This is a genomic window from Aquabacterium sp. (assembly GCF_041909175.1).
GTDB lineage: Bacteria > Pseudomonadota > Gammaproteobacteria > Burkholderiales > Burkholderiaceae_C > Aquabacterium.
Genome location: NZ_JAYRDZ010000001.1, coordinates 42,371 through 56,932 on the forward strand (window position 1 = coordinate 42,371; position 14,562 = coordinate 56,932).

The window sequence follows — 14,562 nt, forward strand, 5'->3', positions numbered from 1 at the left end:
CAACGGTAGAGCCGCCGCCGCACTGCCCCCTCTCTCCGCTAACGACGGCGGAATTGTCGGGACCGGGTCGAAGCGCATGCTCCCCAGTCCTTCTCCTGACCGCGCATCCAGCCCCCTTTCGCCAGGTGCGCACCCGAGTCTCTGTTGGAGCAGACATGAAGATCGTCGTCGTTGGCCATGGCATGGTTGGCCATAAATTTCTCGAAAGCCTGGCCGAAACCGGCCTGAAGGACGTGGAAGTCACCGTCCTGTGCGAAGAGCCCCGTCCTGCTTACGACCGGGTGCACCTGTCTGAATTCTTCTCGGGCAAGACGGCCGACGACCTGTCCCTGGTCGAACCGGGCTTTTTCGACAAGACCGGCTTCACGCTGCGTCTGGCCGCCAAGGCAGCCTCCATCGAGCGCCGCACGAACACCGTGACCACGGCCGACGGCGAACAGATCGTCTACGACAAGCTGGTGCTGGCCACCGGCTCCTTCCCCTTCGTGCCCCCGATCCCGGGCCGCGACCGTGACGACGTCTTCGTCTACCGCACCATCGAAGACCTCGAGGCCATGAAGGCCCGCGGCGCCAAGAGCAAGACGGGTGTGGTCGTGGGCGGCGGTCTGCTGGGCCTGGAATGCGCCAAGGCCCTGCGCGACATGGGCCTCGAAACCCACGTGGTCGAGTTCGCCCCGCGCCTGATGGCCGTCCAGGTCGATGACGGCGGCGGCCGCGTGCTGCGCGAGAAGATCGAAGCCCTGGGCGTCAAGGTGCACACCGGCCGCAACACCGTCGAGATCACCGACGGCGGCAGCGCCTTCCACCGCATGGTCTTTGCCGACGGCACCTACCTCGAGACCGACATGATCGTGTTCTCGGCCGGTATCCGCCCGCGTGACGAACTGGCCCGCGCCAGCGCCCTGGCCATGGGTGCCCGCGGTGGCGTGGTCATCGACGAGTTCTGCCGCACGGCCGACCACCACATCTACGCCGTGGGCGAGTGCGCCGCCTTCAACGACATGACCTACGGTCTGGTCGCCCCTGGCTACGACATGGCCCGCGTGGCCGCCAAGCACATCGCCGGCGACGAGTCGGCCCGCTTTGCCGGCGCCGACATGAGCACCAAGCTCAAGCTGATGGGCGTCGACGTCGCCTCCATCGGCGATGCGCATGGCAAGACACCGCACTGCCGCACCTTCCAGTACGTTGACGAGATCAAGCAGATCTACAAGAAGATCGTCGTCAGCCAGGATGGCAAGCTGCTGCTGGGCGCCGTGCTGGTGGGCAATGCCGACGAATACGGCACGCTGCTGCAGATGGCCTTGAACGGCATTGCCCTGCCTGCCGATCCTGAATTCCTGATCCTGCCGTCGAGCGACGGCAAGGCCAAGCCCGGCCTGGGCCCTGACGCGCTGCCGGACAGCGCCCAGATCTGCTCATGCAACAGCGTGAGCAAGGGCCAGATCTGTGCCGCGGTCGGCGAAGGTGCCACCACCATCGGTCAGATCAAGTCCTGCACCAAGGCCGGTGCCACCTGTGGCGGTTGCGTGCCCCTGGTGACGCAGATCATGAAGGCCGAGATGTCCAAGCGGGGCCTGGCCGTCAACAACCACCTCTGCGAGCACTTCCCCTACTCGCGTCAGGAGCTCTATCACCTGATCCGTGTGGGCCAGATCAAGACCTTCGACGAGCTGCTGGCCAAGCACGGCCAGGGTCTGGGCTGCGACATCTGCAAGCCCACCGCTGCCTCCATCTTCGCCTCGGTCTGGAATGACTTCGTCCTGAAGAAGGACCTGGCCGGCCTGCAAGACAGCAACGACTACTTCCTGGGCAACATCCAGAAGGACGGCACCTACTCGGTCGTGCCCCGCATGCCCGGCGGTGAAGTCACCCCCGAAGGCCTGATCGCCGTCGGCCAGGTCGCCAAGAAGTACGGTCTGTACACCAAGATCACCGGTGGTCAGCGTGTCGACCTGTTCGGCGCCCGCGTCGAGCAGCTGCCGCTGATCTGGGAAGAGCTGATTGCCGCAGGTTTCGAGTCCGGCCACGCCTATGGCAAGTCGCTGCGCACGGTGAAGAGCTGTGTCGGCTCGACCTGGTGTCGTTATGGTGTGGGTGACTCCGTCGGCTTCGCCGTCGAGCTGGAGAACCGCTACAAGGGTCTGCGTGCGCCGCACAAGATCAAGTTCGGCGTGTCCGGCTGCACCCGCGAATGCGCGGAAGCACAGGGCAAGGATGTCGGCATCATCGCCACCGAAAAGGGCTGGAACCTCTATGTGTGCGGCAACGGTGGCATGAAGCCCCGCCACGCCGAACTGATCGCCTCCGACCTGAGCAAGGAAGAGCTGGTCAAGCTGGTCGACCGCTTCCTGATGTTCTATGTCAGCACAGCCGATCGCCTGCAGCGCACCAGCACCTGGCGCGACAACCTCGAAGGCGGCCTCGATTACCTCAAGGAAGTGCTGCTCCACGACAGCCTGGGCCTGTGCGCCGAGCTGGAAGCCCAGATGCAGCACGTGGTCGACACCTACCAGTGCGAGTGGAAGACGGCCATCACCGATCCCGAGACCCGCAAGCGCTTCCGCACCTTTGTCAACAGCGACAAGGGCGACGAACGGATCCTGTTCGTCAAGGAACGTGGCCAGATTCGTCCAGCCCGTCCGGAAGAGCACGACCCTTTGACCAGCGCCACTGTCTGATCCCCGCTGAGGACCCTGAAAATGACTACCGATAAACTGAACTGGACAGCAGTGTGCGCGGTCTCCGATATCCTGCCCAACACCGGTGTCTGTGCCCTGGTCGATGACCGGCACGTGGCCGTGTTCCGGGTAGGCGAAGACCAGTATTTCGCCATCGACAACGTCGACCCCAAGTCCAGCGCCAGCGTGCTCTCGCGCGGCCTGGTGGGCAACCTGGGTGAACAGATCGTGGTGGCGTCACCCCTGTACAAGAACCACTTTGACCTGCGCACCGGCGCCTGTCTTGAAGCGCCAGAGTTCTCGGTGCGTGCCCATCAGGTGCGTGTCGACAACGGTCGCGTGCTCGTGGCCACCGCCTGACGCACCGACCCCTTCACGGACGGGTCAAATTGGGGACAATCGGGGTTGGCTACTACCCGGTTGTCGACATGACCCTGTCCGTTTCTTCCCTCGTCCTGCGTGCCAAACAACTCGAGACCGATGCCGTCAGGCATCTGGCGGGCCGCGTCGAGCTGGTCGATGTCATCGGGCAGCTGATCCACGCGCTGCAGCACGAGCGCGGCGTCACCAGCATCTACCTGGCTTCGGGTGGGCAGCAGTTCGCCGCCGAGCGCCAGGCGGACATCGCCCAGGTGCACCCCATCGAAGAGCGGCTGCGAGACCTGTTCGAAACGCAACTGGCCCCTGAAGGTGGCGCCAGCGCGCGCATGTTGTCGCTCATGGCCTGGGTCGTGCTCGACCTCGACACCCTGAGCGCCCTGCGCCAGGGCATGGCCGCCCACCCCCCCTCGGCTCACGATGCCGTCGCGCTGTTCAGCCGTGTCATCGCCGGTCTGGTCGAGCTGATCTTTCACCTGGCCGATGCCACGATGCACCCTGGCGTGTCCCGCCAGATGGTCGCCATCGTGCACCTGGTTCAGGGCAAGGAGGCCGCCGGTCAGGAGCGTGCCGTCGGGGCGCAGCTGTTTGCCAGTGGCACCTGCGACGAAGCCCAGCAGCAGCGCATCGTGCACCTCATCGACGCCCAGGAGCGCAGCCTGAAGGTGTTCGAGGACTTCACCGACCCGCAGCTCAACGCGCGCTGGCAACAGCACCAGCTGACCCCCAAGGTCGCCTTGCTGGAACGCCTGCGCCGCACGCTGTGCATGGCCAAGCCGCACGCGGTGCTCGACAAGTCGCAAAGCGCCGTCTGGTTCGATGTCACCAGCGACCGCATCAGCGCCATGTGGCAGATTGAACAGGCGCTGGTGCTGGCCCTGCGGGCCTACTGCGATGAGCAACTGCGCGCTTCCGAGCAAGGCCTGCTGGATGCCGAGGTGCTGCTCAAGCAGTTGCGCGACAACCCGCCCCCGCACACCCATGCGGTCGAGCGCTTCTTCAATGCGGCCGAGCACCCTGGTGCCGCCCCGGTGCTGCCGACCCTGGCCGATGGCCACACCACCTCGGCCGAATCGGCGCAAGCGCAAAACGTGTCCTCGCTGACCGAGTTGCTGCAATCGCAGTCGGCTCGTCTGGCCAGCATGGAAGTCGAGCTCGAAGCCGCCCGCCGCGCCCTGCACGAGCGCAAGCTCATCGAGCGGGCCAAGGGCGCGCTGATGTCCAAACTGGGCCTGACCGAGGACGCGGCCTTCCGCGCCCTGCAAAAAGCCGCGATGGACCACAACAAGCGGTTGGCCGACGTGGCCGAAGCCACTCTGTCGCTGCCGGACTTCGCGTTCGCCAAGCTGGGCGCAGCCAGCCAGGCCTGACTTCAAGCCCCGTCGGGAGACGGGCACAGGGACGCCCATCGCGCCCGAATATATTCATGTCGTTTAACGGCAAATAGAGCAAACCCTGTCAGGGAATCCAGCGAATTGCCACGCTGACCTGCCCGCCAAAGAATCCGCCTCCGTGTCATGACGCGCTGTACCGCCGCATGAGACCGTTCCGGCTGGCTGTTTGCGCGATCGTGTCTTCATGCCCCAGAAATCCAAATTCCAAGAGGGCTTTCATGAGTTCACACGCCACGAGGGCAGGTTCGCGCCTGCTCGGGGCCATCGCTGCCGGCATCCTGGCCACCAGCACATCCACCACGTTCGCTCAGACCACCACGCTCGGTACACGGGGCGGCCTGAGCCAGACCAACCCGGCCATCACCAGCAACGCGAGCCCCAGCTGGACCAGCTATTCGCGCAGCGAGGATTACCCCAACGCCGTCACGCTGCCACTGCAATACATCACCACCAGCTCGGGCAAGAAGCTCGCCGTGCTGGTGTCCATGCCGGCCAACTGGCTCGGCATCAAGGCCTCCGGTCGCTTCCCCGTCATCCTGACGCAAACCGCCTACCGCATCGACGTCGGCCAGTTGCTGGGCACCTTTGCGCCGTCAGACACCACGCTGATGATCGGTGGCCGCGACGACTACATGATCAAGCGCGGCTACATCACCGTGGCGGTCGATGCGGCCGGCACAGGCATGTCCACCGGTGAAACGCAACTGATCGGTGCCGAAGAGCAGGAAGCCTATGCCGCCGCGGTCAAATGGGTCACCGAACAATCGTGGTTCGACGGCAACCTGGGCCTGGCTGGCACCTCCTACCTGGGAATCACCAGCCTGCTGACGGCCGAGCAACGCAACCCGGCCGTGAAGGCAGCCTTCACCGTGGTGCCGATGGGCGACGCCTACCGGGGGGTGGTGGGCGTGGGTGGCATGCTCAATGCCGAGTTCCTGAGCATCTGGCTGCCCTTGACCCAGGGCTTGAGTGTGGGCGTGCTCAACGCCGGTGAGGCCCTGCTCAACCTGAAGTACGCCTCGACCATCATGGCGGCAGATGCCCAACACGCCGCAGCGATCGACAGCTGGTACCTGCCCACCGTCAACGGGGGGCTGGCCAACCAACAGGGCATTGCCACCGATGACGGCGACTTCTGGTCCGTGCGCTCACCCGTGGAGCGGGCCTCACAGATCAACGTGCCCACCTTTGTGGTCGGCGCCGCCAATGACATCTTCCAGCGCGACGAACCGTTGCTCTACGAGCAACTCAAGCGCAACGTCAACAGCAAGCTGGTCATTGTGCCCGGCGCCCACGTGCAATCCATCCTGGGGCTGATCTCCGGGTTCGGCTCGGCATCAGCCAACACCCCGCCCAAGGGCAAACAGTTGCTGCTGCAGTGGTTCGACCAGTACCTCAAGGGCAAGAGCACCGGCGTGACCAGCATGCCCAACGTGACCCAGTTCGTGCAGGGCTACGGCACCAGCGGCGCCAAACGCTTTGCCACAGCAACCGACTGGCCACACCCGCAGATGTCGCCTCAGCGCATGTTCCTGCGTGGGGACCGCAGCCTGAGCAACGCGGCACCGGCCAGCAGCGAAACCACCGCGAGCATCAGTGAGCCCAAGGGCGCCAGCGTCACCGCCTCTCGTGTGCTCAACAACTTCATTGCCTCGGTCAGCATCAACGACGGCAGCAACTGTTCGAGCAGCATCGTGCAGTGGACCCTCGGGATTGGTGGCGTACTGCCACTGGCCTGCCATACCGATTCGTCGAAGGTCGAAACGGCACAGGGGGCAGCGATCTACCAGACGCCGGCGCTGGGATCTGACCTGTACATCAATGGGCCCATCCAGGCTGACATCTGGATGTCCGCCACGAACACCGATGCGGCCCTGGCCGTGCGTGTGGACGACGTGGATGCCAGCGGCGTGGCCACGCCGATCAGCACCGGCTTGCTGTCAGCGCGCTACCGCGTCGTCGACGCCAGCCGCTCACGCTACGTCAACGGCGTGATGATCCAGCCCTGGCACCCCTTCACCGCGGCGTCCGCCCAACCGCTGGTGCCTGGCAAACCGGTGCTGATGCAAGTGGAGGTGTTCCCCAACGCCGCGTTGATTCGCGCAGGTCACCGCCTGCGTGTGGCGATCAGCGCCAGCAACCAGGCCCAAGGCGTGTGGCCCACCCCGCTGCAAGCCAATGCCAACGGCAACGTGACCACCATTTACAGCGACCCGGATCACCCCTCCAGTGTCGTCTTGCCTGTGGTGCCTACCAGTGCGCTGAACTGAGCATCCGCTTCACCGAGCGACAGGACACCCGGCCAAAAGCCGGGTGTTTTGCTTTGGCTTGCGGTGGATGACGCCACCCGTTTGACGTAGAGTCAACGATGCCGTGCAACGACACACCAGGGAGCCCAGCATGAGCGCGACTAACAGGCAAGGTGGTTGGGAGTGGTCCTACAAAATGCCGGAGGAGTTCGGCAGCATCGGTGCCTGGCGGCTGGCACCCGACAACCTGACGCAGTCCATCAACTCAGGCTGGACGTTTGGCAACATCATTGTCAACAACGACAACTCCTCCGCGCCAGACACCGAACGCGCCCTCGTCAACCAGATCAGCTATGGTCGCCAGATCGGCATCCTGCTCGACGCCGTGGCGCACCTGATCACCCTGCTGCCGCCCGGGTCGGACAAGGAAAAGCCACTCGCGCAACTCGGTGAACTGGCCACGAGAGTCACTGAGATCAAGGAGCAGGCTCAGGCTCAGCGCCAGCAACGCCTGATCGCGGAATTGTTGTTCCTCAAGACACAAGACCCCAAGGCATGGGCCATGGTGATGGCGTCCACCTGATCCAGCCTGCCACCCTGACATCCATACCCCTGTCACCAATAGGTAATTGTCCATAGCGGGGTCGTTCGGCCACTTTGATATCTTCGGGGCTCCATAAAAGGCCTCAACCATGTCCACCACGTCACCTGACGGCGCCAAGCGCAATTCGCCTGGCGCCGTTCTCTTTGCCAGCCTGATCGGCACCACCGTCGAGTTTTTCGACTTCTACATCTACGCCACGGCGGCCGTGCTGGTGTTCCCGCACGCATTCTTCCCGTCGTCGGACCCGACCGCCGCGATGCTGCAGTCGCTGGTCACCTTCGCCCTGGCCTTCTTTGCGCGCCCGGTCGGCTCGGCGGTGTTCGGCCACTTCGGTGACCGCATCGGCCGCAAGGCCACCTTGGTGGGCGCCCTGCTGACCATGGGTCTGTCCACGGTGGCCATCGGCCTGCTGCCCACCTATGAAACGCTGGGCACCACTGCCGCCGTGCTGCTGGCACTGTGCCGCTTCGGTCAGGGCTTCGGCCTGGGCGGGGAGTGGGGTGGTGCCGTGCTGCTCGCCACGGAAAATGCCCCGGAAGGCAAGCGTGCCTGGTATGGCATGTTCCCGCAGCTCGGCGCCCCGATCGGCTTCTTCCTGTCGGCCAGCATCTTCCTGTGGCTGGGCAACAACCTGAGCGAAGCGGACTTCTTCCAGTACGGCTGGCGCATCCCCTTCCTGGCGAGCGCCGTGCTGGTGTTCGTGGGCCTGTATGTGCGGCTCAACATCACCGAAACCCCGGTCTTCCAGAAGACGCTGGACGAAGACAAGCGCGTCAAGGTGCCGGTGGTCAAGGTGTTCCGCGAACACACCCGCGCCCTGGTGCTGGGCACCCTGGGGGCCACCGCCACCTTCGTGCTGTTCTACCTGATGACGGTGTTTGCACTCGGCTGGGGCACCACGGCGCTGAAGTTCTCGCGCCACGACTTCCTCTATATCCAGCTGTTCTCGGTGCTGTTCTTCGCCATCGGCATCCCCCTGTCGGCGGTGCTGGCTGACCGGCATGGCCGCCGGATCACGCTGGTGCTGGTCTCGGCCGCCATTGCCCTGTTCGGCTTTGCCACCCAGGCGCTGTTCGGCTCGGGCAACACCGTGCTGATCACGGTCTACCTGTCTCTGGGCATGCTGCTGATGGGCATGACCTACGGCCCGCTGGGCACCTTCCTGTCGGAGATGTTCTCGACCGCCGTGCGCTACACCGGCTCGTCCATGACCTTCAACTTCGCAGGCATCCTGGGTGCGTCACTGGCACCCTATCTGGCCACCACCCTGGCCAAGACCTACGGCCTGGCCTCGGTGGGGTACTACCTCACGGTGATGGCCACCATCACCATGCTGGCCCTGATGGCCTCGCGCCCCGAGCACGAGGACCGCTTCGAGCACTGATCAGAGGGCGGCGGACACCGTGTAGCTAGTCAGGGTCTTCGAGAACTTGAACAGCCAGATGCGGGTGTGGCGGTCGATCTCGTTGCCACGCGCCACACGCACCCCCACCACGCCGGCAGGGCAGTCCGTGCTGCTGCCGGCATTGGTGATGGCCCCCGTGGCATTGACCTCGCATTTGGTGGCATCGCCGGTGACTTCCTTGCCGTCGGCGTCAACCAGGATGGTGCGCAGGCCAAAGTCGCTGTCGTTGATGATGGCCACGGTGCTGTCGTCAACCAGCGCCAGCCCCTCGGCCTTCTCGGCTTTCCAGCCTGCAGCATTGAGGTCCAGCAACAAGGTCTTCTTGAGCTTGACGACACTGGCCCACGGGGTGGTCACACTCGTGGTGCCATCGATGCTGTTCTGCTCGAGCGCATAGCCCATGGCGGCGATGTCGGTGACATCGGTCGGCACTTCGACCAGCATCAGGAAGTTGCGCACGGCACCGGTGCTGTCGGCACCTTGCTCGATCACCAGGAACTTCCCATTGCTCAGGGCCACCACGTCACCCAGCTTGGCGCTGCCGGTGCGGTTGCGGTCCCAGGTCTGGCCTGACACCGCGTAGCTCAGCGGGTAGGCATAGAGCTTGGAGGTTTCCGTGGCCGGGTCGAACACCACCCAGCGGGCAAACTGGGCATAGTCCTTCACATTGACCTTGTCGGTCTTCTTGCCATCGCCATTGAGGTCGCTGGCATCGACGGCCTTGATGCTCTTGCCGCTGCTGTCCATCGGGTCGATCGGGCTTTGCAGGAAGCCGTTGAGCTTGCCGTCGGCTGCCATGGTCAGGCCTTCCATGCCACGGTTGGCTCGGCGGTACTTCAGCACCTCAGGCAGGTCGCCTGCGGCGGTGCCCGGCTTGTAGCGTTTTTCGATCACGCCGGTGGTAGCGTTCACCTTCACGATGAAGGGGCCGTATTCGTCCGAGGTCCAGAACACGCCACGGGTCTTGTCGTAGACCAGGCTTTCAGAGTCCAGGCCATTGGCATCGAAGGCGCCCTTGACGCTGTCGTAGACCAGGGCATCGCTCAGCGGGGTTTCCAGGCTGCTGCCCACTTCGGTGAAGGGCAGGGGGCGGCCACTGATGCGGGTGGAGGCATCCGACTTCAAGGGCATCACCGAGGCCAGCTTGGCACCCTTGCCGTCGATGTGGATCACCCCGATCGACGGCGTGAAGCTGGGTGCAGGGAACATCTTGGTCAGACCGACCACGCTGTTGACCGGATCAGGCGCGCTCGGGCTGTCACCATTGGGACCGCGGTCGGTGATGGCCCAGAACTCGAGGCTGCCATCGCTGCCTTTGCCCTTGAAGGCCAGACCTGAACCCACGGCCGGGAAAAAGCCGTTGGGAAAGTCTTTCTTGGCCGCCGCATTGCTGCCTTCATAGGGGATGTAGAAGGACTTGTCGGCTTCCAGTTGGAACTTGGTGATGCTCACCGTACCGCCCGTGCTGTCCGTGCCGGAGCTGGTGTCCTGCTTGCCCAGCAAGGTCGCCAGGGTGGATTCGTAGTGCTCGACCGCACCCGCGCGGCGCTCCTCATTGAGCTCGCGCTCCGTGTACGAACGGTCGTAGACGTCCTTCAGATCGGGCAGCAGGGCTTGGGCTGCGGTCTGGAAATCTGCCGTGCCCTTGGTGAAATCAAGCGACTTGCCCGTGAGCGATGCCGCCACCGCAGCCGTGATGCGGATGCCATTGGTGGGGTCATCATCATCGTCGAGCGACTGCAGGAAGACCAGGCGGTTCTGCAGGGCACCATCGGCCAGCGAGGTGGTGCCCGCCAGGTCCGAGACCGTGATCTGGGCGTTGCAGCTTGCGGTACCCAAGGTGATGCCGCCGAGCGTGAAGGTGATCTTGTCACCCGACTTGCACTTGAGCGTGCCGTCTGCGCCGGTGGTCCCGCTGAGGGCTGAAGGCGAAGCCACGTAGTGCACGCCTTCCACTGCGCTGTCGAGCAACTGGGCCGTTGTCGTGCCCGAATCACCATCGCCACCACCACAGGCAGCCAGCAGCAAGGGCAGGACGCCCAACATCACCACACGCTTGTCATTCATCTTGGTACCACCTCACGGCAAGCCCCACCATCAGGGCGAACCGCGGCACATTAATGAGCCAATGTGACAGCGACGTGAAGCAGCGTTAACGCAGGCGGGTCAGCCCGAACTTGCGGCTCAGCGCGCGATCGAGCATCCGCTCGGGCAGCCAGCGTTTCAAGGCCGGCATCAGGCGGCTCTTGTGGCCAATGCGCACCACGGGCGGACAACCCGGTGCCATCACGGCCTGGACCATCTCGGCAGCAAACACGGCGGCCGGGGTGGCGCCGTTCTGGCTTTCGCTGGCGCGGCCCATCACGGCGTCGCGCACCGGCTCATAGGGTGAGCCGGCGGACAGGCGCACGGTGTTGCCCGCCGCCTGGCCAAAACCCGACTCAATGCCACCGGGCTGCACGGTGACCACCTCGATGCCGAACGGGGCCACCTCCATGCGCAAGCTGTCGCTCAAGGCATTGAGCGCCGCCTTGCTGGCGCAGTACGCACCGGCAAACGGCGTGGACAACACCCCTGAAACACTGCTGATGTTGACGATGCGCCCAGCTCGGCGCGCCACCATGCCCGGCAGCACGGCACGGATCAGCGCCATCGGCGCAAACACGTTCACCTCGAACTGCTTGTGCCATTCCTCGGCCGGCACATCCAGCAGGGGGCCCATGGCGCCATAGCCGGCGTTGTTGACCAGGGTGTCGACATGCAGCCCTTCGGCGGCCAACCCGGCCAGCAGCGCATCGATGTCGGCCTGCGAGGTGACATCCAGCGGGCGGGTCAGCATGCCCTGCTGCGCCAGCGGTGCCAGGGCGTCCACCCGGCGCGCCGTGGCACACACGCGGTGCCCCTGGGCATGGAAGGCTTGCGCGAGGGCCTTGCCGATACCGGACGCACAGCCCGTGATCAGCACCACCGGCTGGGTGGCGGCAGAGGAGGTCGGTACAGCAGCGCTCATGTCGTGTTCAATCCCGTGGAAGCTGGCAAAAGGGCTCCACAGGGTACAGGGCGCACGCCCGCCCGACAACCGGGCTTGTCAGGCCTTCTTGATGTATTCGGACTTCAGCTGCATGGCGCCAAAGCCATCGATCTTGCAGTCGATGTCGTGATCGCCCTCGATGAGGCGGATGTTCTTGACCTTCGTCCCGACCTTGATGACCGAGGACGAGCCCTTGATCTTCAGGTCCTTGATCAGGGTGACGGTGTCGCCGTCTTGCAGCACATTGCCGTGGGCATCCTTCCAGACCTTGGCTGCCGGCGCGGCATCAGCTTCAGCGGAAGCGCTCCACTCGTGGCCGCACTCGGGGCAGACCAGCATGGCGCCGTCTTCATAGGTGTAGGCCGAGGCGCATTTCGGGCAGGGGGGCAGGGTGCTCATGGGGTGTTCTTTCAGCAGGGGTGCGAGATGCTACCCGAGTCCCGCAAGGCACGGATGATTTGCTGCTGTGTCCACGATTCGCTCATCCGCCACAATAGCCCACAGCCGTCACCCTGATGCAGTACCCCCATGAACCCCAATCTCCACCGTCTGCTGTGCGAACTGGAAGACTTCGGCCAGCGCAATGACAGCGAGGTGAGCCGCGCCGACCGCGCCCACCGCATGCTCAACATCTCGCGCGATACCGGCGAGTTCCTCGGCGTGCTGATACGGGCCACCCAGGCACAGCGGGTGCTGGAAATCGGCACCTCCAATGGCTACTCCACGCTGTGGCTCGGCTGGGCGGCGCGCGCGGTGGGCGGGCATGTCACCACGGTCGAGCTGGCGCCCTACAAGATCGAGATGGCCCGGGTCAATGTCGCCCGTGCCGACATGGACGACATCATCACCCAGGTGCAAGGCGATGCAGGCGAGTACCTGACACGCCTCACCACCGGCAGCGTCGACCTGCTCTTCCTCGACTCGCACCGCCCCGACTATCTCGGCTGGTGGCCCCAGATCCGCCGCGTGCTGCGCCCGGGTGGCTTGCTGGTGGTGGACAACGCGGTCTCGCATGCCGAAGAGCTGCGGGCCTTCACCAACGCCGTCTGGCTCGACAACGCCTTCACCTGCTGCACCGTCCCGGTGGGCAATGGCGAGTTCATGGCCACCTTTGTCGGCGAAGGCCACAAAGCCATCCGCGGTCTGGACTGACCTGCCCCTGAAACGCCAGCTTCTCAGGCAAGATGCCGGGCTTTGCTGCCCCGGGCCTTGTGTCGCCCCTGCCTGCCGTGCCCTACACCGCCCTGCTCGAAGCCATTGCCGCTGTGCCGGCCCTGCCCCTTGATGCCTGCCGCGTCTTCCACGGGCGCGGCGGGGTGCACCCGGGCTGCGAACACCTCACGCTGGACTGCTACCCGCCCGTCTGGCTGCTGACCAGTTTCCAGCCTCTGCCGGAAGACGAACTGGCGGCCATCCAGGCGGCACTGGCGGCGCGCTGGGCTGAGCTCGCCCCCGGTCAGCCACTCAACCTGGTGTTCCAGTACCGCGACGAGGTGCGAGCGGAGACCCGGCTGCTCTGCGGCGAGGTGCCCGAGCCGCACATCGTCACCGAGCAGGGCGCACGCTTCAAGGTGCACCTGATGCGCGGCATGAACCACGGCCTCTTTCTGGACATGGCCGAAGGCCGCCGCTGGGTGCGCGAACACCTCGCCGCCCGGCCAGGCGCCCGGGTGCTCAACCTGTTCGCCTACACCTGTGCGTTTTCCGTGGTGGCCCTGCAGGCCGGGGCCCGCCAGGTGCTCAACATGGACATGGCCAGCGGCCCGCTCAACATCGGCAAGCAGAACCACCAGCTCAATGACGTTGCCAAGGGCGCCAGCTTCCTGCCGCACGATGTGTTCAGCTCCTGGGGCAAGATCACCCGCAGCGGGCCCTACGAACTCATCATCCTGGACCCGCCCACCTACCAGAAAGGCAGTTTTGTGGCCGAGAAGGACTACGCCCGCCTGATGCGACGCCTGCCCGATCTGCTGGTGCCCGGTGGGCATGTGCTGGTGTGTCTGAACTCGCCCAAGCTGGGGGAAAACTTCCTGACCGAGCTGATGGCAGCCGAGGCCCCGGGGCTGCGCTACGTGGCGCGTCTGGCCAACCCGGCGGTGTTCGAGGATGTGTCGCCAGACCGGGCACTCAAGGTGCTGGTCTACACACAGCCTTCCAGAATATAGGCTAATTTCGTGGTTTGAGGCGCCCGTTGTAAACAAACGCCGAACCGTGGGGACATGCCAATTCCGACCGCACAAACTGGCCTCATTTATGCATGATGATGTCCAAGTGCCCTGTGTGATGTTGCGGAGGAAGACACCATGAACTGGTTCGACAACGTCTCGTCAGACCGTGATCAGCCGATCGCCGCGGCCTGCCTGATGCATGGCCATTGGCGCCACCAGCTCAGCCCCTACACGGACCCTGTGCTGTGTCGCATCGTGTTCGACGTCGCGGAGCCCCGCGTGGTCGCCGCCCAGGTGATCGAAGCGGGTCAGCAGCGCGATTTCGGTCTCAGCGAGCTCGAAGACCTCACCCACGCGCTGATCGCGCAAGAAGTGCATTTCCAGCCGACCGCCTGGGGCCTGCAGCCTTGCCCTACCCTGCCGGTGTGGGCGCACCCCAGTTTCAGCGAAAAGCAGATCCAGGAACTCGAGCGCATCGAGGGCTACCTGATCGAGGCGTCTGACGACACCATCGAATCGGTGCTGCAGTTGCGCGACGAATTCCTGCGCGGCATCGGCATGACCGATCAGGACATCTGCCGCGCCGCCCGCGAGCCGCAGCACGGCCACGGCTACCGCAACAAGGGCGGACGCTTCTACAACTGAAGCAGCC

The 14,562-nt window shown here is 64.7% G+C and carries 12 protein-coding genes; 9 read left to right on the forward strand and 3 right to left on the reverse strand.

The window, feature by feature from the left end:
- The first annotated feature begins 155 nt into the window (after positions 1 to 155).
- The 6 genes from nirB (at position 156) to ACE3PH_RS00225 (ending at position 8,690) form a co-directional block, all read left to right on the forward strand.
- The gene (nirB, locus tag ACE3PH_RS00200; RefSeq protein ID WP_374315280.1) at positions 156 to 2,681 is read left to right on the forward strand and encodes a nitrite reductase large subunit NirB; all 2,526 of its coding nucleotides are present in this window, start codon (positions 156 to 158) and stop codon (positions 2,679 to 2,681) included.
- Between the two features lie 21 nt (positions 2,682 to 2,702).
- Positions 2,703 to 3,041 carry a nitrite reductase small subunit NirD gene (gene nirD, locus ACE3PH_RS00205; RefSeq protein ID WP_374315282.1) on the forward strand — a complete coding sequence of 113 codons (339 nt, stop codon included), beginning with the start codon at positions 2,703 to 2,705 and terminating at the stop codon, positions 3,039 to 3,041.
- 68 nt (positions 3,042 to 3,109) lie between these two features.
- The gene (locus tag ACE3PH_RS00210) at positions 3,110 to 4,429 is read left to right on the forward strand and encodes a nitrate- and nitrite sensing domain-containing protein (RefSeq protein ID WP_374315284.1); all 1,320 of its coding nucleotides are present in this window, start codon (positions 3,110 to 3,112) and stop codon (positions 4,427 to 4,429) included.
- Between the two features lie 242 nt (positions 4,430 to 4,671).
- The gene (locus ACE3PH_RS00215) at positions 4,672 to 6,723 is read left to right on the forward strand and encodes a CocE/NonD family hydrolase (protein WP_374315286.1); all 2,052 of its coding nucleotides are present in this window, start codon (positions 4,672 to 4,674) and stop codon (positions 6,721 to 6,723) included.
- Positions 6,724 to 6,853: 130 nt separating this feature from the next.
- On the forward strand, positions 6,854 to 7,285 hold the full coding sequence (locus tag ACE3PH_RS00220; protein ID WP_374315288.1) for a hypothetical protein: 432 nt from the start codon (positions 6,854 to 6,856) through the stop codon (positions 7,283 to 7,285).
- A 109-nt stretch (positions 7,286 to 7,394) separates the two neighbouring features.
- Positions 7,395 to 8,690 (forward strand): MFS transporter, encoded by a 1,296-nt coding sequence (locus ACE3PH_RS00225; protein WP_374315290.1) that lies wholly within the window; start codon positions 7,395 to 7,397, stop codon positions 8,688 to 8,690.
- Here ACE3PH_RS00225 and ACE3PH_RS00230 read toward each other — a convergent pair whose 3' ends face one another.
- The 3 genes from ACE3PH_RS00230 to ACE3PH_RS00240 all read right to left on the reverse strand — a co-directional run bounded on the left by ACE3PH_RS00230 (position 8,691) and on the right by ACE3PH_RS00240 (position 12,141).
- Entirely contained in the window at positions 8,691 to 10,778 is a 2,088-nt protein-coding gene (locus tag ACE3PH_RS00230) for an esterase-like activity of phytase family protein (protein ID WP_374315292.1), read from the reverse strand.
- An 85-nt stretch (positions 10,779 to 10,863) separates the two neighbouring features.
- Positions 10,864 to 11,721 carry an SDR family oxidoreductase gene (locus tag ACE3PH_RS00235; RefSeq protein WP_374315295.1) on the reverse strand — a complete coding sequence of 286 codons (858 nt, stop codon included), beginning with the start codon at positions 11,719 to 11,721 and terminating at the stop codon, positions 10,864 to 10,866.
- 78 nt (positions 11,722 to 11,799) lie between these two features.
- A complete protein-coding gene (locus tag ACE3PH_RS00240) occupies positions 11,800 to 12,141 on the reverse strand; it encodes a zinc ribbon domain-containing protein YjdM (protein ID WP_374315297.1) in 342 nt (113 codons plus the stop codon).
- 129 nt (positions 12,142 to 12,270) lie between these two features.
- On the opposite strand from ACE3PH_RS00240, the gene ACE3PH_RS00245 reads away from it, so the two are divergent.
- From ACE3PH_RS00245 to ACE3PH_RS00255, 3 genes are all read left to right on the forward strand, one after another.
- The gene (locus tag ACE3PH_RS00245) at positions 12,271 to 12,894 is read left to right on the forward strand and encodes an O-methyltransferase (protein WP_374315299.1); all 624 of its coding nucleotides are present in this window, start codon (positions 12,271 to 12,273) and stop codon (positions 12,892 to 12,894) included.
- Positions 12,895 to 12,953: 59 nt separating this feature from the next.
- On the forward strand, positions 12,954 to 13,907 hold the full coding sequence (locus ACE3PH_RS00250) for a class I SAM-dependent methyltransferase (protein ID WP_374315302.1): 954 nt from the start codon (positions 12,954 to 12,956) through the stop codon (positions 13,905 to 13,907).
- Between the two features lie 138 nt (positions 13,908 to 14,045).
- Positions 14,046 to 14,555: a hypothetical protein gene (locus ACE3PH_RS00255; RefSeq protein ID WP_374315305.1), complete on the forward strand. Its 510-nt coding sequence runs from the start codon at positions 14,046 to 14,048 to the stop codon at positions 14,553 to 14,555.
- Positions 14,556 to 14,562: the final 7 nt, after the last annotated feature.